The sequence below is a fragment of the Streptomyces sp. NPDC088730 genome (assembly GCF_044751215.1).
Lineage (GTDB): Bacteria > Actinomycetota > Actinomycetes > Streptomycetales > Streptomycetaceae > Streptomyces.
In genome coordinates this window covers 38,179-57,601 of sequence record NZ_JBIVLK010000020.1, presented here as the reverse complement: position 1 = coordinate 57,601, position 19,423 = coordinate 38,179, and the positions used below count along the sequence as shown (strand labels likewise).

Sequence of the window (19,423 nt, the reverse complement as noted above, 5' to 3'; positions counted from 1 at the left end):
ATGCCGCGAGGTGTCGCAGTTCTCCTGCCGGGCGGACTGGTCCTCAGGCTGGTCCGTTGGCTCTGCCGTGGCCGGGCAAGGTGCGGCATTCATGGGCCAATGGTCCATGGAGTCGGGTCTGAGTTGAACCAATAGTCCCCAAGGTGTTGAGATGGGGCTGTCAATGGCGCTGCGGGTCCCTCGGGGACCTCTGTGGCGCCTTTCTCATGTCTGCGCTGGTGTCATGCGCGAAAGGGGCGGGGCGACTTGTTGAAGAGGGCGTTCGTCGCACACGATCCCGGACGGATCCGGCTGCGGTTCGCGTCCCGGGCCGTGCTCGGCATCGGGCTCGCCGTCGCGCTGTGCGGGGCGGCCGGGCACTCGCTGGTGGCGGCCATCACGGGGGGTCTGGCCGCGCTGCTCGCCCTGTTCACGGTGACCGACCCGACGGTGCGAGGGCAGGCTACGACGACCGCGCTGCTCCCCGTCGTCGGCCTCCCGGTGCTCACGCTCGCCGCGGTGCTGCACGATGTGCCCGTCGCCCGGGACCTGGCGTTCCTCGCCGTCGTGGGGGCGGGGGTGTACGCGCGGCGCTGGGGGCCGCGCGGCCACTCGCTGGGCGTATTCGCCTTCATGGCCTACTTCTCCGCCCAGTTCCTGCACACCGTGCCCGGCCAGCTGCCCGAGTTGTACGCGGCCGTGCTGCTGTCGCTCCTCGCGTCGTCGCTGGTGCGGTTCGGGGTCTGGTGCTACGAGCGCCGGATCACGGTGCCCGTGGCGGTCGGCCTCCCCGCGGGAGCGGCGGGGCTGCGGCGGATCACGACCCGGCAGGCCGTACAGGCGACCCTGGGCGCGGGATTCGCGCTCGCGGTGGGGCAACTGCTCTCGGATCAGCGCTGGTACTGGGCGGTCGGCGCCACCTGGTGGGTGTTCGTGGCCACGACCTCGCGCGGCGAGACCGTCGTGCGCGGTTTCAGGCGTTTCCTGGGGACCGTGCTCGGCATCGGGCTGGGCTTCGCCGTGGCCGTGCCGCTGCACCACGAGCCGGTCGTGGCCGCCGCCGTCGTGGCGGTGGGCGTGTTCGGGATCTTCTACACCGCCGCTGTCTCCTACACCTGGATGATGCTGGCCGTCACCGTGATGGCGAGCATGCTGTACGGGCTGCTCGGCGTGCTCGACGCGGGACTGCTCGTCCTCCGCGTCACCGAGACGGGGGCCGGTGCGCTCGGTGCCGTACTCGCGGTGCTCTTCGTGCTGCCGGTGACCACGCATTCGGTGACCGAGGCCTGGGTGGAGCGGGCGCTGCGATGCGTGCACACCTGCACGGCGGAGGCCGCTGCCCGGCTCGCGGGAAGCGAGGACGCCGACCCGCCCCGGCACGTCGCCGAGCTGGAGGCGATCCTCGGCCGGGTGCGGCTGTCACTGGCGCCCCTGGTGCATCCGCTCAGCCCGATGAGGGCCCGAAAGGCGCGGGCGCGGCAGGTGCTCGCACTGCTCGACGACTGCGCGCGCGAGGTGCGCGGACTGGCCTCCGTCGCCGCCGACCCGGAGGCCTCGCACGACGCCCGGCTCGCCGCCGCCTGCTGGCGCGTGGAGACCGCGGTGGAAGCTCTGACGGCTCCCGAACGGCCGGCCCGCACCCCGCTCGCCGCAGGACGCCCGGCGCACGCCCCGGAGACGGAACCCGCCCTCGCCCATCTGCACGGCCTGGAGCGCGCGCTGGCCGAACTGGCCGCGCCGCTGCACAGCCCGCCGGGGGCCCCGCTCGCCGCGGCCTGACACCGCACCCTTTGGTCCAGACCACAAGGCCGCACTGCTACCGTCGCCGCGGAAGATCGCGACGGTCCCCACTGTCGCGCTCAGTCGGCGGAGAAAGGCAGTGCGGTGGACAGCAGCAACGGTGCCGGACGGGCATTCATCGGGTCCTTCACCTCGGCGGGCGGGCGGGGCATCACCGTCGCCGCCGTGGACCGGGAGACCGGGGCGCTCACCGTCCTCGGCACGACGGATTCCGTGCCCGACCCCTCCTACCTGGTACTGGGCCGGGGCGGGGGCCCCGACGGCGCGGTCCTGTACGCGGTCAGCGAGACCGAACCCGGAGCGGCCGCGGCACTCGACGTCACCCAGGACGTACCCCGGCCGATAGGCGCTCTCCGGGCAGTGGACGGGGACAGCCCCACCCACCTCGCCCTCGCGGGAGGCCGGCTGCTGACCGCCAACTACGGCTCCGGCAGCGTCACCGTGCTGCCGGTGATCGCCGACGGCTCACTCGGGGCCCCCGACAGTGTGCTCCAGCACGAGGGGAGCGGGCCGGACACCGCCCGCCAGGAGGGCCCGCACGCCCACCAGGTGCTCCCCGACCCCTCGGGGAACTGGGTGCTCAGCGTCGACCTCGGAACCGATTCGGTACGGATCTGCGCGCTGGACCCGGAGACCGGATCGCTGCGCCCGCACGGGGAGACGGCGCTGCGGCCGGGTACCGGGCCGCGCCATCTGGCCTTCCACCCCGACGGCGCTCACGCCTATGTGCTGAACGAGCTCGAACCCACGGTCACCGTGTGCCGTTGGGACGCCGCCGCCGGGGTCCTCGAACCGGTCGACGAGACGCCCGTACTGCCCGCGGAGGCGACCGGGCACGCCGCCGGGGCGAGCTACGCGTCCGAGGTCGTCGTCTCGCACGACGGCCGGTTCCTCTGGGCGGCCAACCGCGGGCACGACAGCATCGCGGTGCTCGGCCTCGACGCCACCGGTGGGAAGGCGTCCCTGGTCACCACGGTGAGCTGCGGCGGCCACTGGCCGCGCGACCTCGCGCTCGACCCCACCGGACGGCGGCTGTACGCGGCCAACGAGCGGTCCGGGAACGTCGCCTGGTTCGCCGTGGACCCGGAGACCGGCATCCCGGTCCAGGAGGGCTCGCTGGCCGTCCCTGCGGCCTCCTGCGTGATCTTCGCCTGACGGGTACGGGTACGCGCGCGTGGCGGTGAGCCGGCCGGCTCACCGCCACGCGCCCGTCAGAAGGCGGAACGCACCCCGGAACGGATCAGAGGGCCTGGGCCCCCTGCGCCACCGGGGCGGCGATGCCGAGCGCCGTGGTGTACATCGACATCACCAGCTTGCCGATCGCCGGATAGGCGCCGAGCGGCTCGGCCGCCGCGCAGCCCGCGTCCTTGACGGCGGAGTCCAGCAGCCCCTCGGCCACCTCGGGCCCCACCAGGTACGGCGCGACCGCCAGCTGGAGCGAGCCGGAGTCCCTCAGCTGCCCGGCGATCGACGCGACGGAACCCTCGACGTCGAGCGCGGCGGCCATCACGGGCACCGCGAGCCGCGCGGCCAGCAGCATGCCGGTGATCCCGGCCGCCTGCACGGCCTCCTCGCCGCCGACCGTGGCCAGCACGATTCCGTCGGCGGCCGTGGCCACCGTGAACAGCCGCGCCCGGTCGGCGCGGGCGAGTCCGGCCTCCGAGAGGCGTACGTGCAGCGCCTCGGCGAGCAGCGGGTGCGGGCCGAGCACGTCGGTCAGCTCGGCCGGGGCCTGGCTGTCCGTGATCGCTTGGCGTATCCGCTGAACGAGGGCGCTGTCCGGTCCCGCGAGCAGCGGCACCACGACGGCGGCCGGCCCCTCGGGCGGAGCGGCCTCGCGGCCGGCGGCCGTGGCCTGCTCGAAGCGTGCGGTGCGCTCGGCGGCGCAGTGGGCCAGGGCGGAGACAAGTGACGGGTACTCGGCATCGTCGCCGTCGAGGTAACCGATCACGGCGTTCAGACCGGGCAGCTCGGAGCGGGCAATGCTGATCACCTCTTCGGCCAGACCGCGGCTGGCCGAAGAGGGGGTACCGGGAACGGCGAGAACGAGCGCGGCAGCGCCCTCAGGTGCGACCACGGGCTCCGGGCGGCGGTGCCGTCCGGACTGGCGAGGTCGCGGCATTCGTACAGGCAGGCCGGAAGCGGGCCCAGTGGGGGTGCTCATGGCGCCGCATGCTACTGGTTTTGGGTACCCCGCTGCGCGGGGAGGGTCCGGTCGAGCGTTGTCTGTCCGTATTTATCCGTTGAGCGGCTTACCGGTCAACTGCCCTGCTCTGTCACCCCTGCGGGGGTCTGTTGGTCCAATCCGGACAACGGAATGCTGAGCAGTGTCGGATGACGCGGCAGGAGCAGACCGCCGGTGGCCAGGGCACGCGCGATGCGCAGGGAGCCGATCAGGGGATCACCCGAACCGGGGACCGCCCGCGCGTGCGGCAGCAGCCGGGCCAGCTCCTCGCGCAGCGGTACGAGCAACGGCTCGCCCATCCGGAACAGGCCACCCGTCAGCGCCACTTCGCATCCCCCGTCGTCCGCACCGGCCGCCGGGCACACGGCGGCGACCGCCTCCGCGATATGTCCGGCGGCGTCGCGGAGAATGCCCTCGGCCACCGGATCGTGCGCGGCGCAGCCCGCCACCTCTGGCGCGAACGAGGCCAGCACCGCGGGCCGGTCGGTACGCGGATAGAGCAGGCCGGGGAGTCCGGGCGCCGGGCCGAACACCGCCTCCAGCCGGCCGAGCAGTGCCCGGGAGCCGCCGCGCCGCCCGTCGTGGGCGCGCATCGCCGCGTCGAGACCGGCCCGGCCGATCCAGGCACCGCCGCCGCTGTCACCCAGCAGATGACCCCAGCCGTCGGCCCGCCGCCACCGTGTCAGATCCGTGCCCAGGGCGATCAGGCCGGTACCGGCCGCGACCACGGCGCCGGGGCGCTGTCCGACCGCGCCGGCGTACGCGGTCACGGCGTCGGCGGCGAGCGCAAGCCGGCGCACCCCGAGCGCGTCCGTCAGGGCGGCGGGCAGTTCGGCCCGCAGCCGGTCCCCGAGGGTGCCCATACCGGCCGCGCCGATCGCCGCGGCCGCGACGCGGCTGCCGCCGCCGTGCCGCGAAAGCAGTTCCCGGACGGTGGGCAGCAGTTGTTCCAGCAGGTGGGCGGCGTCGATGCCGGAGGGTCCGGTCCGCACCGGTTCGGCACACGCCGCCGTGTCCAGGGGGGCGTCCGAGCCCACGGTGCCCAGAGCCACCCGCAGCCCGGAGCCACCCGAGTCCACGCCGAGCACGTACTCCCCGGCGGGACCCGGCCGTCCGGCACTGGCGGGCGAGATCGTCACGGCAGTCGCCAGTTCACCGGTGCGGCGCCCTGGCGCTCCAGCAGCTCGTTGGTCCGGCTGAACGGGCGTGAACCGAAGAACCCGCGGTCCGCCGACATGGGGGAGGGATGCGAGGACTCGATCGCCGGGAAATTCCCCAGCGAGGGGCGCAGATTGCGGGCGTCGCGCCCCCACAGGACGGACACCAGCGGGGTGCCGCGTGCGACCAGCGCCGAGATCGCCTGCTGGGTCACCTCCTCCCAGCCCTTGCCGCGATGCGCGGCGGGCCGGCGGGGCGCCGTGGTCAGCGCCCTGTTGAGCAGCAGGACCCCCTGCTCGGCCCATGGCGTCAGATCACCGTTGGAGGGACGCGGAAGTCCCAGGTCCGAGTGGAGCTCCCGGAAGATGTTCTCCAGGCTGCCGGGCACCGGCTGGACGTCGGGTGCGACGGAGAAGCTCAGCCCCACCGCGTGCCCCGGTGTCGGGTAGGGGTCCTGACCGACGATCAGGACCCGGACTTGCTCGAAGGGTTGCTGGAACGCCCGCAGGACGTTCGCGCCCGAGGGGAGATAGGTACGCCCCGCGGCGATCTCGCCGCGCAGGAATTCGCCCATCGCCGCGACGCGTTCGGCCACGGGCTCAAGGGCCCGTGCCCAGCCGGGCTCGATGATTTCGTTCAGAGGTCGTGCTGCCACGGGCGGCACTCTACTGCTGATACGACGGTATGGATCAACCGCCGGTGGCCGCCGCCCGCACGCACAGGACATCGGGCAGGTGGGAGATGAGCGGCTGCCAGCTGTCGCCGTCGTCCGCGCTCGCGTACACCTCGCCGTTGCGGTTGCCGAGGTAGACCCCCGCCGGATCGGCGTCGTCCGTGCAGAGCGCGTCACGCAGCACCGTGCCGTAGTGGGCCCCCTCCGGGAGCCCTGCGGACAGCGGCTCCCAGCTGTCGCCGGCGTCGCGGGTCCGGAAGACCCGGCAGCGGTGCTCCGCCGGTACCCGGTCGGCGTCGGCGTTGATCGGGAAGACGTACGCCGTGTCCGCCCGGTGCGGGTGCGCGGCCACGGCGAAGCCGAAGTCGGAGGGCAGCCCCCCGCCGATGTCCGTCCAGTTGCTCCCGGCGTCGTCGCTGCGGAACACCCCCCAGTGGTTCTGCAGGTAGAGCCGGTCGGGGTCGACCGCGTCCCGGCTGACCTTGTGGACGCACTGGCCGAACTCCGGGTGCGGGTCCGGCAGGAAGACGGCCGACACCCCCTTGTTGGCCGGGGTCCAGCTCTCGCCGCCGTCCGCGGTCCTGAACACCCCGGCGGTGGAGACCGCGACCGTCACCGATCGGGCGTCCCGCTCGTCGGTCAGGACCGTGTGCAGCCCCTCGCCGCCCCCGCCCGGCACCCATTTCGAACGCGTCGGATGCTCCCAGAGCGGGCGGATCAGCTCGAACGACTCGCCGCTGTCCCGCGACCGGAACAGCGCGGCCGGCTCGGTGCCCGCGTACACGACGTCGGGCGCCTCCGGGCCGGCCGGCTGCAGCTGCCAGACCCGCTCCAGCGACGTCCCGGTGAACTCCGGGAACTTCACGGCCGGGTGCTTGGGCTCGACCCAGCTGGCACCCAGGTCGTCGGAGTGGAAGACGGACGGGCCCCAGTGCGCGCTGTCGCCGCCGACCAGCAGCCGGGGGACCTTTCCACGGGTGTCGATGGCGACCGAGTAGATCGACTGCGCGTTGAAATGCGGGCCGTCGAACTTCCACGCACCGCCGTGCCGGCGGCCGATGAAGAGTCCTTTGCGGGTACCCACGGTGAGCAGAACATCGGTCATGACCCGAACCTCCCGAAACGCCGTTGTGCCGGATACCGGCCAGTCTGCACCCGGTCACTGACAGCGGCGCGCAGGACAGCCCGGGACACCGCCGCTTCCGCGGTGCTGCCAGGTCCGGTGGGGTGCGCGGGGCCCGGCGAGGCCCCCGACCGGTGACGGCCGCCGGGTCAGCGGCGGGGCGGGGCCGTGCTGCTGCGCACCACCAGACTGGTGGCCAGGTCGACCCGGGTGGTCGCGGGCTGCCGGCCCCTGCCCAGGTCCAGGACCAGCCGGGCGGCGGTCTCGGCCATCTCTATGAGCGGCTGGCGCACCGTGGTCAGCGGCGGGCCGATCCACCGGGTGAGCGGGAGGTCGTCGAAGCCGACGACGCTGAGGTCCTCCGGGATGCGCAGGCCCAGCTCCCGCGCCGCCTCGTACACGCCGAGCGCCTGGAGGTCGTTGCCGGCGAAGACCGCCGTCGGCCGGTCCGCCGGGCGCAGCAGCTCAAGGCCCGCGGTGTAGCCCGCCTCGTGCTGGAACTCGCCCTCGCGGACCAGGGCGGGATCGATCGGCAGGCCCGCGGTCTCCAGGGCGGCGCGGTAGCCGTCCACCCGGGCCCGGCTGCACATCATCCGGGACGGGCCGCTGATGACCCCGATCCGCCGGTGCCCGAGCGCGGTGAGGTGACGCGTGGCGGCCAGGCCGCCCTGCCAGTTCGTCGTCCCGACCGAGGGAACGTCGTCGCCGGGATCGCCCGCCGGGTCGACGACCGCGTAGGGGATGCTGCGGCTGGTCAGCTGGGCGCGCTGGGCGGCGGTGAGGTCCGAGAGCACCAGGATCACCCCGACGGGCCGCCTGGCCAGCACCCCGTCCACCCAGGTCTGTCCCGGGGTGAGCCGGCCCGCGCTCTCGGAGAGGACCAGGCTCAGCCCCTCCTCCCTGGCGACGTTCTCCACCCCGCGCACGACCTCCATGGCCCAGGCGCTGTCCAGCTCGTGGAAGACCAGGTCGATCAGCCGGGACTGGGTCGTGGAGCCGCGTCTGCGGCGGTAGCCGTGCAGCAGCAGCAGCTCCTCCACTCTGGTGCGGGTGCCCGGGGCGACATCGGCTCGCCCGTTGAGCACCTTCGAAACTGTCGGAGCCGAGACTCCGGCCGCTCGGGCGATCTCCGCCAACGTGGCGGTGCCTTCCGACGGTTCGCCGGCCGGCGCGTTCTCCTGATGTGACTGGACGTTTGCGGGGCTCATAAAGGGATCGTAGCTTCCCGCCGCACCGCCCGATGCCTGGGCCGGGCGCGGGTAAATCGCGCTTCTCGACCCCTTGACGCACCCGAAACCCGACCGTACGGTTCCGGCAACATTCGGAAGTCACACCGAAACATTCGACAGAGGTGCGGTCATGCGGTCGGGTATTTTCACTCAGGGCACACGTACGGCGAGATGGACCGCGGCCGGCGCCGCCATGGTCATGGCCGGCCTGCTGGCGGGCTGCGGCTCCGACGGCGGCAGCGGGGGCGGCGGAAAGACCCTCACCGCCTACGTCTACGGGGACGACGCCGTGAAGATCCAGGAAGCGGCGGTGAAGGAGTTCAACAAGACCTCCGACGTCAAGGTCAAGCTCGTCCCCGTACCCGGCACCGACTACGTCAACAAGCTCCGCAGCGCCATGGGCTCGCCGAGCGCCCCCGACATCTTCTACAACTGGGGCGGCGGCTCCATCAAGCCGTACGTGGACGCCAAGCAGGTCGTCGACCTCACCTCGACGATCAAGGGCGACCCCACCCTCAAGGACGGCTTCCTCCCGTCGATCCTCGCCGCCGGCAGCCTCGACGGGAAGATGTACGGCGTCCCGATGCGCGGCATGCAGCCCGTGATGCTCTTCTACAACAAGACCCTCTTCGCGCAGAACAAGCTCCAGCCCCCCAGGACCTGGGAGGACATGCAGAAGGCCATCACCGTCTTCAAGGGCAGGGGCATCACGCCGTTCGCCCTCGGCGGCTCCGACAAATGGCCCGAGCTGATGTGGATGGAGTACCTCCTCGACCGGATCGGCGGCCCCGAGGTCTTCCGGAAGATCCAGGACGGCGACAGCTCCGGCTGGGGCGACCCCGCAGTCCTCAAGTCGGCCCGGACCGTCAGGGAACTCGTCGACGGCGGCGCGTTCGGCAAGAACTTCAACTCCGTCGACTACGGCAACGGCGGCGCCCCCACCCTGCTCAACAAGGGCAAGGCCGCCATGCACCTGATGGGCTCGTGGGAGTACTCGACGCAGCTCGGCAAGGCGCCCGCGTTCGCCAGGAAGGACCTCGGTTGGACCGCCTTCCCGACCGTGGCCGGCGGCGTCGGCGACCCGGCCGACGTGGTCGGCAACCCCACCAACTACTGGTCCGTCAACACCAGGACCAAGCACAAGGACGCGGCCGTCGCGTTCCTGAAGACCATGGCCGCCAAGTCCTACAGCAAGGCCCTGGTCGACAACGGCGACATCCCGACCACGTCGGACGCCGCCTCGACACTGGACTCCTCGCCCAACCCGCGGTTCGCGCACGACCAGTACTCGATGGTCCAGAAGGCACCGAGCTTCACGCTCTCCTGGGACCAGGCGCTGGAGTCGCAGATCGCCACCCCGCTGCTCACCGAGATCAGCAAGCTGTTCGCCGGCAAGTCCACGCCCGAGCAGTTCGTCGCCGCGATGAAGGCCGTCAAGTAACGATGTCCCAGCTCTCTCCGTACACCAAGGTGCGTGGAGGAAAGGCGGCCGCCGGCGACGTCGGCCGCCCCTCGGTCGCCTGGGCCCTTCCCGGGATCGTCTTCTTCGCCCTCTTCGCGATCGTCCCGCTGGCGATCGCCGTCTACCTGTCCTTCTGCCACTGGGACGGGCTGAACTCCCCGACGCCGGTCGGCACGGACAACTGGACCCGGCTGCTCAAGGACCCCGAATTCCGCCAGGCCGCCTGGCTGAGCCTGCTGCTCACCACCGTCAGCTGGGCCTTCCAGACCCCGGTGGCGCTCCTGCTGGGTGTCTGGGCGGCGGGCAGGCAGCGCAGCCGGACCTTCCTCTCCGCCGTCTTCTTCATCCCGCTGCTGCTCTCCACCACGGCCATCGCGATGCTCTTCCACGCGCTGCTCGACCCGAACTTCGGTGTCATCGAGCAGATCGGCCCCTGGTTCGGCATCGACCCCAACATCATGGGCTCTTCCACCGGCGCACTGCTCACCGTGGCCTTCGTCGGCGGCTGGCAGTTCATGCCGTTCCACACCCTGATCTACCAGGGCGGCGCCCGGCAGATCCCGGAGGTCCTCTACCAGGCGGCCGCCATCGACGGCGCCGGAATGCTGCGGCAGTTCTTCCACATCACCCTGCCGCAGCTGCGCAACACCATCACGACCTCGTCGGTCCTGATGATCGTGGGCTCGCTGACGTACTTCGACACCGTCCTGATCATGACCAAGGGCGGTCCGGGCACGGACACCACGATCCTGCCCTACCTGATGTACCGCACCGGCTTCCAGACCTACGACCTCGGTTACGCCGCGGCCATCGCCACGGCCCTGGTGGTCGTCGCCACCGGCCTGTCACTGATCCTGGTGCGCTTCAGCGGCTTCGGCTCCATGCGTTCGACGCGGGAAGGTATGTGACGTCATGTCAGTCGACACCCGTCGTGCGGCGCCGCCCACGACACCCGCGCTCCGGGCCCCGAGCACCACCGCCCGCCGGCGCCGGAGACGGGGGAATCCGCTGGCCGGCCTCGGTTCGCTGGTCTGGCTCGTCATCGTCGTCGTCCCGCTGTACACGCTGGTCTCCTCCTCGCTGATGCACCAGGACGAGGCGCTCAGCGGCGATCCGCTGGCGTTCCCGTCCCACCCCACGCTGGAGAACTACAACAGCGTGCTGCACAGCGGATTCCTCACCCTGCTGGGCAACACCGCGATCGTGGCCGCCGCCACGGTGGCCATCGTGCTGGTGCTCTCGGTGCCCGTCGCCTATGTCGCGGTACGCACCCGCAGCCGGCTCTCCTCGCTGGCCTTCCGGACGTTCCTGCTCGGCGTGGCCATCCCGGCGCAGGCCGTGATCGTGCCGCTGTACCTGCTGATCGGCAAGATGGGCCTGTACGACACGCTGCCCGCGATCATCCTGCCGACCGCGGCCTTCGCGATGCCGGTGGCGGTCCTCGTCCTGAGCGGCACCATGCGCGACGTCTCCGAGGAGATGTACGAGGCGATGGCGCTCGACGGCGCCACCCCGCTGCGGATGCTGTGGCAGCTCGCCATCCCGATGTCCAAGGCCGGCATCAGCACGGTGGCGATCTTCTCGGCGCTACAGGCCTGGAACGGATTCCTCTTCCCGCTGATCCTCACCCAGTCGGAGGAGAAGCGTGTCCTGACGCTCGGTCTCTTCAACTTCATGTCCCAGTTCGGAGTGAACATCCCCGCCGTGCTGGCGGCGATCGTGCTCTCCGTGGTGCCGATCTTCGCCGTGTACCTCGTGGCGCGCAGGGCGCTGGTCAACGGACTGATGGGGGTGGGCGGCAAATAACGCACCCACGCCGCCCCGCACCACCGCACTCATGAGAGGAACCCCTGCCCCCATGGCAATCCCCGCTGTCCCGCACGCCCGCAGCACCGAGGCGGCCCCCGAGACCGACGGCCCCTGGCGCGACCCCTCGCTCACCCCGCGGGAACGGGTGGCCGACCTGGTCCCCCGGATGACCCTTGAGGAGAAGGCCGCCCAGCTGTACGGAGTCTGGGTGGGCGCCGACGCCGACGGCGACGGGGTCGCACCGCACCAGAACGACATGGTCGACCCGGTCGACTGGGACGACCTCACCACCCGGGGCCTGGGCCAGCTCACCCGGCCCTTCGGCACCGCACCCGTCGACCCCGGGCTCGGCGCGCTCGCCCTGGCCCGCGCCCAGCGCCGGATCGCCGGGGCCGGACGCTTCGGCATCCCGGCGCTCGCCCACGAGGAGTGCCTGGCCGGTTTCACGGCCTGGGGCGCCACCGCCTACCCCGTGCCGCTGTCCTGGGGGGCTTCCTGGAACCCGGAACTGGTCACCGAGATGGCCCACCGGATCGGCCGGGACATGCGCTCCGTCGGCGTCCACCAGGGCCTGGCCCCCGTCCTGGACGTGGCGCGCGACCTGCGCTGGGGCCGCGTCGAGGAGACCATCGGCGAGGACCCCTACCTCGTCGGGACCATCGGCACCGCGTACGTACGCGGTCTGGAGTCCGCCGGCATCGTCGCCACCCTCAAGCACTTCGCCGGGTACGCGGCATCGGCGGGCGCCCGCAACCTCGCGCCGGTCCGGTCCGGGGCCCGCGAGATGGCGGACGTGACCCTGCCGCCCTTCGAGATGGCGCTGCGCGAGGGCGGTGCCCGCTCGGTGATGTCCTCCTACGCCGAGGTCGACGGAGTGCCCTCGGCGGCCGATCCGGCCCTGCTCACCGAACTGCTCCGGGACACCTGGGGGTTCACCGGTACCGTCGTCGCCGACTACTTCGGCATCGGCTTCCTGGAGACCCTGCACAAGGTCGCCGCCGACCGCGCGGACGCGGCCCGGCTCGCCCTGGGCGCCGGCGTAGACGTGGAACTGCCCACCGTCCGCAGTTACGGGGACGTCCTCGTCGCCGCCGTACGCGACGGAACCGTGGCCGAGGAACTCGTCGACCGGGCCCTGTACCGCGTGCTGATGCAGAAGTGCGAACTCGGCCTGCTCGACCCCGGCTGGTCGCCACTGCCCGTCGCCCTGCGGGACACCGAACCCGAGCGCGCCGGGGGCGCCGTCGACCTCGACCCGCCGGAGAACCGGGCACTGGCCCGCGAACTCGCCGAGCAGGCCTGTGTGCTGCTCGCCAACCCCGACGCCGTACTGCCGCTGCCCGGCACCGGCCGGATCGCGGTCGTCGGACCGCGCGCCGACGACCCGCTGGCCATGCTCGGCTGCTACTCGTTCCCCAGCCACGTCGGCGTCTCGCACCCCGAGGCGGAGACGGGCATCGAGGTGCCGACCGTGCTGGAGTCGCTGCGCGGTGAACTCCCGGGAGCGGACGTCGGATTCGCGGCCGGCTGCGAGGTGGACGGTACGGACACCTCCGCGATCGCGGAGGCCGTCCGGCTGGCCGGGGACGCCGATGTCTGTGTCGCCGTGCTCGGCGACCGGGCCGGCCTCTTCGGCCGGGGCACCTCCGGGGAGGGCTGCGACGCGGCGGACCTCTCGCTGCCCGGCGTGCAGGGCGAGCTGCTGGACGCCCTGCTGGCCACCGGCACCCCGGTGATCCTGGTGCTGCTGACCGGCCGCCCGTACGCGCTGGGGCGGTGGGCGGACCGGACGGCCGCCGTCGTGCAGTCCTTCTTCCCCGGCGAGGAGGGCGGTCCGGCGCTGGCCGGGGTGCTCTCCGGCCGGGTCAACCCGTCCGGCCGGCTCCCGGTGGGCGTACCGAGGGGTCCGGGCGGTCAGCCGTGGACGTACCTGCAGCCGCCGCTCGGGCTGGCGAGCGGGGTCAGCAATCTGGACCCGACACCGCTCCACCCCTTCGGGCACGGCATGTCGTACACCTCCTTCGACTGGGAACAGGCCGGTCCGGTCCCGGCGGAGATCCCCACCGACGGCTCGGCCGGCATCGAACTCACGGTCCGCAACACCGGTGACCGCGAGGGCGCCGAAGTGGTGCAGTTGTACGTCCACGACCCGGTCGCCCAGACGACCCGCCCCGATGCGCGGCTGATCGGCTACGCGCGGGTGCCGCTCGCCGCCGGTGCGGCGGCCAGGGTCCGGTTCCGGTTCCACGCCGACCTGGTGTCGTTCACCGGCATCGGCGGCCGCCGGATCGTCGAACCCGGCGAGCTCGAACTGCGGCTCGCCGCTTCCAGCGCCGCCACCGACGTCCGCCGGACGGTACGGCTGCGGCTGACCGGGCCCGAACGGACCGTCGACCACCGGCGGCGGCTCGTCTGCGAGACCTCCGTCGAACCGGTGACGGAGCCGGCCGCGCGCTGACCGGCCGGTGAGCCTCCCCGCAGGACGTGCGGGGAGGCTCACGAAACTTTCGACATGTCGCCGCAGATCACAGCAGCGCTGTTGTATGGGCGCTGTGACATCTTCGGATCCCACGGCGCTGCCCGACCCCTGGCACTCCCCGCACGGGCTTCTGGCGGCGATGGACGCCGGGGCCGGGCGGGTCCACGTGGAGCGGGGCGTCAAGGGAGTGCGGCCGCGGCCGACGAACGCCACCTGCCGCGGCGGAGCCGGCCGGCCCCCGGTGTCGCCGACGCGGCGGCGGCCCGCTGGTCGGTCCCCAGCCCTGAGCCGGTGAGGGGCCGTCGGCGTCCCGCGCACCGCTGACGGCGCCTCACCGGCACATCCGGTACGCACAGCAAGTCGCGAGGACCGGGTTCATGCTTCGTCGCGGTGGGTGAGGTGGCCGTGATCGAGCCGCCAGAGGTGACGATGGGGAGCCGATTTCCAGGTCTCGTCGGCGCCGACCGCCTCTGTGATCCACGCGTGGAGCCGCGGGAGGGCACGCGCCCGTAGAACCGCGCGGATGGCAGCACGTTCAGCGGCATCGACCGGGTGGACGTCTATGCCGAAGCCGACCGTGCCCGGGTGCGTGCCGCGGCCGTAGTTGCGGGGGGTCGGAGCGATCCATTCCGCTCCGAGCACGATGGTCCCGCTGTCATGTCCGGTGAGAAACCGCAGGTCCGTCACCCGGGTCATGAAGTCGCCGAGACACTCGTTGATGTCGGTGGTGGTCAGTGGCCAGGCGAGGTGCCGGGGGAGTCTTCGGTTTCGTGCGGACATGGCAAGCAGAATGGCAGAAGGACACTGCCGGCCTCACAGTATTTCTGTCCGGTCAAGGGAGAAGGAGAGCGGATGAAGAGCGTGAACGAGGACAGCGGTGCGCCCGCCGGCGACCTTGAGGTGACCCCCGTCGGCGCGGGCGTGGAGATCAGGCTCGGCACACCGGCCGGAGAGCTCTCGCTGATCTGCACCCCGGAGCGGGCCCGCGAACTGGCTTCCGCCCTCGGCCGCGCGGCGGAGGAGGCCGACAGCGTGCGCACGGCCGACCCCGTCACGGTCAGGGCGGACGAACTGCGCCGTGGAGACGTGCGGGACGGCGACCGCGCGATGACGGTGGACGGGGTCAGGACCGACGGGGCCACCGTCCATGTCACCTGGAAGTCCGGCGCCGGACGCGGCTGGAACCAGCTCTACGACGCGGACGCCCGCATCACCCTGCGCCGGCGCGGGCGGTAGGCGCCACGGTCGCCCTTCCCCCGCCGCGCACCGGACGGGGAAGGGGCGCACCCTGGAGGGAGAACCCCCGGAGGTGAGCACCCATGACGCAGACCGCTGTCGGATGGCACATCGAGCTGGAATTCGAGGAGGACTCCCACCGCACCCGCGCCGCCGCTCTGGTGCGGCTCTCGGACGGGAGCGAGGTACGGGCCCACGGCTATGCCAGCCGGCACCCCTCGGACTCCGTCCAGCCCCGGGTCGGCGAGGAGATCGCGGGTGCCCGTGCGCTCAACGAGCTGGCGATGAAGCTGCTGACCAAAGCCCACGACGAGATCGACGAGGAGTCCGGCCGCACGTCCTACCCGCTGACCTGAGGGGGCGGCCCCGAGGCGGCCGCCGGAGCGCGTTCCCACTCTTGTACGAGACTCGTCGTAATTTGACGGACGTCGTAGTACGGGATGTATCGTACTAGCGATCCTTCCGTACCCGGCGAAACGGAGTCCGTCGTGAGTGCCCTGTTCGAGCCCGTCACCCTGAGGTCGCTGGTCGTGCCCAACCGGGTGTGGATGGCCCCGATGTGCCAGTACTGCGCCGAATCGACGGGTCCCGGGGCGGGCGTACCCACCGACTGGCACTTCGCCCATCTCGCGGCCCGTGCCGCCGGCGGCACCGGGCTCATCCTCACCGAGGCGACGGCCGTCAGCCCCGAAGGCCGGATCAGCCCGGCCGACCTCGGCATCTGGAACGACACCCAGGCCGCGGCCTTCCGCCGGATCACCGACTTCGTCAGGGCGCGGGGCTCCGCGGTGGGGATCCAGCTGGCCCATGCCGGGCGCAAGGCGTCGACCGCCGCCCCGTGGACCGGCGGCGGACCCGTCGGGCCCGAGGTGCACGGCTGGACGCCCGTCGCGCCCAGCCCACTGCCGTTCGACACCGGCTATCCCGTGCCCCACGAGCTCACCGTCGAGGAGATCCAGGGCGTCGTCGCGGACTTCCGCGAGGCCGCGCGCCGCTCCCTCGACGCGGGCTTCCAGGTCGTCGAGGTGCACGGCGCGCACGGCTACCTCATCGGGCAGTTCCTCTCCCCGCACAGCAACCGGCGCACCGACGAGTACGGCGGCGGCTACGAGAACCGGGTCCGCCTCGCCCTCCAGGTCGTCGACGCCGTGCGGGAGGTGTGGCCCGAGGACCTGCCCGTCTTCTTCCGCGTCTCCGCGACGGACTGGCTCACCGAGAACGCCGACGACGAGCGCGAGGGCTGGACCGCGGACGAGACCGTGCGGCTCGCCGCCGAGCTGCGGGACCACGGGGTCGACCTGCTGGACGTCTCCACCGGCGGCAACGCCCCCCGCGCCCGCATCGAGGCCGGGCCCGGCTACCAGGTCCCCTTCGCCGAACGCGTGAAGTGGGAGACGGGCCTGCCCGTCGCGGCCGTGGGCCTGATCACCGAACCGCAGCAGGCCGAGAAGATCCTCACCGAGGACCGGGCGGACGCCGTGCTGCTGGGCCGTGAACTCCTGCGCAACCCGTCGTGGGCGCAGCACGCGGCGCGTGAACTGTGCGGCACGGTAACCGTTCCCGAGCAGTACGCGTACGCGATCTGACCGCCTTCCGGCCGCCGTCCGCCCTCCGCGCACACCCCGTCCCGGCTCTCCCGGGAAGTGCGCGGAGGGCGGACGCGTGCGTGTCGCGACACGGCAGCCGTTCACCGGGCATTCATCAGGGATGACAGCTGGGGCATTCCCTCCCGTGCCGGAGGGATCTACGCTCGGCCGCGAATCGATCACCGTGGTCCCCAGCCCGACCCGGGGCGGAGACAACGTTGTCCGAACTCCCTGGAAGGTACCGCGACATGCCCACCAGACCGTTGCCCGCGGCCCGGCGCCTCGCCGCGCGAACAGCCGCCGTGCTCGTCACCGGCGCACTCGCCGCCGCAGCGCTGCCCGCGGCAGCAGAAGCCGCAGCCCCCGCCACCCGCCCCACCGCCTACGTCGACCCGCTCATCGGAAGCGCGAACGGCGGCAACACCTTTCCCGGCGCCACCCTCCCGAACGGCATGATCGCCTGGTCACCCACGAGCACCAAGGGCGACCAGACGGGCACCGGCGCCGCGAACGGGTACCAGTACGACACCACCCGGCTGCGCGGACTGAGCCTCACCCACGTCAACGGCGCCGGGTGCGACCCGGGAGCGGCCGGCGACATCCCGATCATGCCGTTCGTCGGGGACGTCACCTCCTCGCCGTCGGCCGACACCAAGGACGCCGTCTACGCCGCGGACTTCTCGCACGACGACGAACGTGCGGTCCCGGGCCGCTACACCGTCGGCCTGGACTCCGGTGCCGGGGCCGACCTCGCCGTGAGCCGACGGGCCGGCGTGGGCGACTTCTCCTTCCCGGCCGGGAAACCTGCCAATCTCCTCTTCCGGGTCTCGAACTCGCTCAACGGCAGCGAGGACGCCCAGGTCGACATCGACACCGCGCACCGCAAGGTCACCGGCTCCGTCCTCACCGGCGCGTTCTGCGGGCGACGGGCCAACGGCGGTACCAACAACCGCAAGAGCTACTACCGGCTCTACTTCAGCGCCTCCTTCGACCGCGCCTTCTCCACCACCGGCACCTGGAAGGACAGCACGCTCGCGCCGGGCTCGACCTCCGGCGGCGGAGGCGAGGGCTACGCCACCGGAGCGGACCGGGCCGGCCGCGGTTCCGGCGGCTGGGTCGGCTTCGACACCGCCTCCGACAACGATGTCCACATGCGGATCGGCATCTCCTACGTCAGCCTGTCCGGCGCCGAGGCCAACCTCCGCGACGAGATCGCCCCGCACGCGGGCGTGGACGACGTGGCGGCCGCCGCGAGCCGGAGCTGGGACAGGGAGCTGAACTCCGTACGCACCGGCGGCGGCACCGAGGCGCAGCGCACCACCTTCTACACCGCGCTGTACCACTCCCTGATGCAGCCCAACATCATCAGCGACACCGACGGCCGCTACCCGGGCATGGACGGGAAGGCGCACCGGATCGAGCGCGGGCAGGGGGCGCAGTACAGCAACTTCTCCGGCTGGGACCAGTACCGGGCGCAGATACAGCTGCTCGCCCTGCTGAAACCGGAGATCGCCGGGGACTTCGCCCAGTCGCTGTACAACTTCGCCCGGCAGAACGGCGGCGTGTGGGACCGCTGGGTGCACATCAACGGCGCCACCCACGTCATGACCGGTGATCCGACGGCGGCCACCCTCGCCACGTTCTACGCCATGGGGGTGCGGAACTTCGACTACGAGGGCGCCTACGAGTCACTGGCCCGCCAGGCGACCGTCCCCGTCGACGACGGCCTCTCGGACGCCGGCTGCCCGGGTCAGTGCACCGGCCAGCGGCCCAACCTCGCGCAGTACCTGGAGTCCCACTACGCGCCGCAGGACGTCTGCCACTGCTGGGGCGGAGCCGCCGAGACCCTGGAGGACGCGGTCGCCGACGACGCGCTCGGCCGCTGGGCCGCGCTGCTCGGCCGGGACGAGGAGGCCGAGTCGTTCAAGGAGCGTGGCGGCTGGTGGCGCAACGTGTTCAACGCCGGGGCCGGCGACGGGTCCGGCACCAGCGGTTACATCCAGGCCCGCGACCTCGACGGCTCCTGGGTCTCCCCGTTCAGCCCGGGTAGCGACCTCGGCTTCGCACAGGGCACCAGCGCCACGTACACCTGGATGGTTCCGCAGGACGTCCAGGGGCTGGCGGCGGCGATGGGCGGCAGGGACGTCGCGGCGCGGCGCCTCGACGGCTTCTTCCACAAGGCGGACGGCTCCTGGTCGGTCAAGGGCGGCGACTCCGTGCGCTACGACCCGACCAACGAGCCCGGCATCCACGCCCCCTGGCTCTACAACGCCCTCGGTCAGCCGTGGAAGACCCAGGCGACCGTCCGCGAGATCCTGAACACGGTCTACGGGACGGGCCCGCGAGGCCTGCCCGGCAATGACGACCTGGGGACGATGTCCGCCTGGTACGTCTTCTCCGCGCTGGGGCTGTACCCGCAGTCGCCGGGCAGCGGCTCGCTGCTGCTGGGCGCACCACTGTTCCCGAAAGCGGTGATCGACCGGCCGCGCGGCCGGGACATCACCCTCACCGCCCCGGCCGCCGGCGCCGCACACGCGTACATCGACGCGGTGACGGTCAACGGCAGGCGCAGCGACCGTTCCTGGACGGACGCCGGCCTGCTCGCCAGGGGCGGCACGCTGGCCTTCAGGCTCGCCGCTGAGCCCAACACCACCTGGGCGACGGCTACTTCGGGGCTGCCGCGCTAGCAGGGCGGTGACCCGGT

16 protein-coding genes are annotated in these 19,423 nt (G+C 72.3%); 10 read left to right on the top strand and 6 right to left on the bottom strand.

Annotated features, from left to right (window positions below):
- Window positions 1-246 precede the first annotated feature (246 nt).
- Both ACIP89_RS34315 and ACIP89_RS34310 read left to right on the top strand, forming a co-directional pair.
- Window positions 247-1,758 carry an FUSC family protein gene (locus tag ACIP89_RS34315; RefSeq protein ID WP_402118276.1) on the top strand — a complete coding sequence of 504 codons (1,512 nt, stop codon included), beginning with the start codon at window positions 247-249 and terminating at the stop codon, window positions 1,756-1,758.
- Window positions 1,759-1,863: 105 nt separating this feature from the next.
- On the top strand, window positions 1,864-2,934 hold the full coding sequence (locus tag ACIP89_RS34310) for a lactonase family protein (protein WP_402118274.1): 1,071 nt from the start codon (window positions 1,864-1,866) through the stop codon (window positions 2,932-2,934).
- An 85-nt stretch (window positions 2,935-3,019) separates the two neighbouring features.
- Here ACIP89_RS34310 and ACIP89_RS34305 read toward each other — a convergent pair whose 3' ends face one another.
- The 5 genes from ACIP89_RS34305 to ACIP89_RS34285 form a co-directional block, all read right to left on the bottom strand.
- Window positions 3,020-3,943 carry a sirohydrochlorin chelatase gene (locus ACIP89_RS34305; protein WP_401928979.1) on the bottom strand — a complete coding sequence of 308 codons (924 nt, stop codon included), beginning with the start codon at window positions 3,941-3,943 and terminating at the stop codon, window positions 3,020-3,022.
- A 95-nt stretch (window positions 3,944-4,038) separates the two neighbouring features.
- Window positions 4,039-5,103, bottom strand: a complete 1,065-nt coding sequence (locus tag ACIP89_RS34300; RefSeq protein WP_402118273.1) for an N-acetylglucosamine kinase — start codon at window positions 5,101-5,103, stop codon at window positions 4,039-4,041.
- A complete protein-coding gene (locus ACIP89_RS34295) occupies window positions 5,100-5,777 on the bottom strand; it encodes a uracil-DNA glycosylase (RefSeq protein ID WP_401932655.1) in 678 nt (225 codons plus the stop codon). Before ACIP89_RS34295 ends, ACIP89_RS34300 begins: the two co-directional genes overlap by 4 nt.
- A gap of 34 nt (window positions 5,778-5,811) precedes the next feature.
- The gene (locus ACIP89_RS34290) at window positions 5,812-6,900 is read right to left on the bottom strand and encodes a WD40/YVTN/BNR-like repeat-containing protein (protein ID WP_402118271.1); all 1,089 of its coding nucleotides are present in this window, start codon (window positions 6,898-6,900) and stop codon (window positions 5,812-5,814) included.
- Between the two features lie 167 nt (window positions 6,901-7,067).
- Window positions 7,068-8,126, bottom strand: a complete 1,059-nt coding sequence (locus ACIP89_RS34285; protein WP_401928987.1) for a LacI family DNA-binding transcriptional regulator — start codon at window positions 8,124-8,126, stop codon at window positions 7,068-7,070.
- A gap of 214 nt (window positions 8,127-8,340) precedes the next feature.
- Here ACIP89_RS34285 and ACIP89_RS34280 point away from each other — a divergent pair, with 214 nt between their 5' ends.
- Genes ACIP89_RS34280 through ACIP89_RS34265 form a run of 4 tightly spaced genes read left to right on the top strand, consistent with a single transcriptional unit; the run spans window position 8,341 to window position 13,876 of the window.
- A complete protein-coding gene (locus ACIP89_RS34280) occupies window positions 8,341-9,588 on the top strand; it encodes an extracellular solute-binding protein (protein ID WP_401929038.1) in 1,248 nt (415 codons plus the stop codon).
- Between the two features lie 2 nt (window positions 9,589-9,590).
- Entirely contained in the window at window positions 9,591-10,517 is a 927-nt protein-coding gene (locus ACIP89_RS34275; RefSeq protein ID WP_402118269.1) for a carbohydrate ABC transporter permease, read from the top strand.
- A 4-nt stretch (window positions 10,518-10,521) separates the two neighbouring features.
- On the top strand, window positions 10,522-11,415 hold the full coding sequence (locus ACIP89_RS34270) for a carbohydrate ABC transporter permease (protein ID WP_401928991.1): 894 nt from the start codon (window positions 10,522-10,524) through the stop codon (window positions 11,413-11,415).
- A 52-nt stretch (window positions 11,416-11,467) separates the two neighbouring features.
- The gene (locus ACIP89_RS34265) at window positions 11,468-13,876 is read left to right on the top strand and encodes a glycoside hydrolase family 3 N-terminal domain-containing protein (protein ID WP_402118268.1); all 2,409 of its coding nucleotides are present in this window, start codon (window positions 11,468-11,470) and stop codon (window positions 13,874-13,876) included.
- Between the two features lie 396 nt (window positions 13,877-14,272).
- Here ACIP89_RS34265 and ACIP89_RS34260 read toward each other — a convergent pair whose 3' ends face one another.
- Window positions 14,273-14,677: a hypothetical protein gene (locus ACIP89_RS34260; RefSeq protein ID WP_402118266.1), complete on the bottom strand. Its 405-nt coding sequence runs from the start codon at window positions 14,675-14,677 to the stop codon at window positions 14,273-14,275.
- A 72-nt stretch (window positions 14,678-14,749) separates the two neighbouring features.
- Between ACIP89_RS34260 and ACIP89_RS34255 the strand changes: the two genes are divergently transcribed.
- The 4 genes from ACIP89_RS34255 to ACIP89_RS34240 all read left to right on the top strand — a co-directional run bounded on the left by ACIP89_RS34255 (window position 14,750) and on the right by ACIP89_RS34240 (window position 19,406).
- Window positions 14,750-15,133 carry a hypothetical protein gene (locus tag ACIP89_RS34255; RefSeq protein WP_402118265.1) on the top strand — a complete coding sequence of 128 codons (384 nt, stop codon included), beginning with the start codon at window positions 14,750-14,752 and terminating at the stop codon, window positions 15,131-15,133.
- A gap of 83 nt (window positions 15,134-15,216) precedes the next feature.
- Entirely contained in the window at window positions 15,217-15,489 is a 273-nt protein-coding gene (locus ACIP89_RS34250; RefSeq protein WP_401928999.1) for a DUF1876 domain-containing protein, read from the top strand.
- Window positions 15,490-15,621: 132 nt separating this feature from the next.
- On the top strand, window positions 15,622-16,719 hold the full coding sequence (locus tag ACIP89_RS34245; RefSeq protein ID WP_402118264.1) for an NADH:flavin oxidoreductase/NADH oxidase: 1,098 nt from the start codon (window positions 15,622-15,624) through the stop codon (window positions 16,717-16,719).
- A 248-nt stretch (window positions 16,720-16,967) separates the two neighbouring features.
- Window positions 16,968-19,406 carry a GH92 family glycosyl hydrolase gene (locus ACIP89_RS34240; RefSeq protein ID WP_402118262.1) on the top strand — a complete coding sequence of 813 codons (2,439 nt, stop codon included), beginning with the start codon at window positions 16,968-16,970 and terminating at the stop codon, window positions 19,404-19,406.
- The last annotated feature ends 17 nt before the right edge of the window (window positions 19,407-19,423 follow it).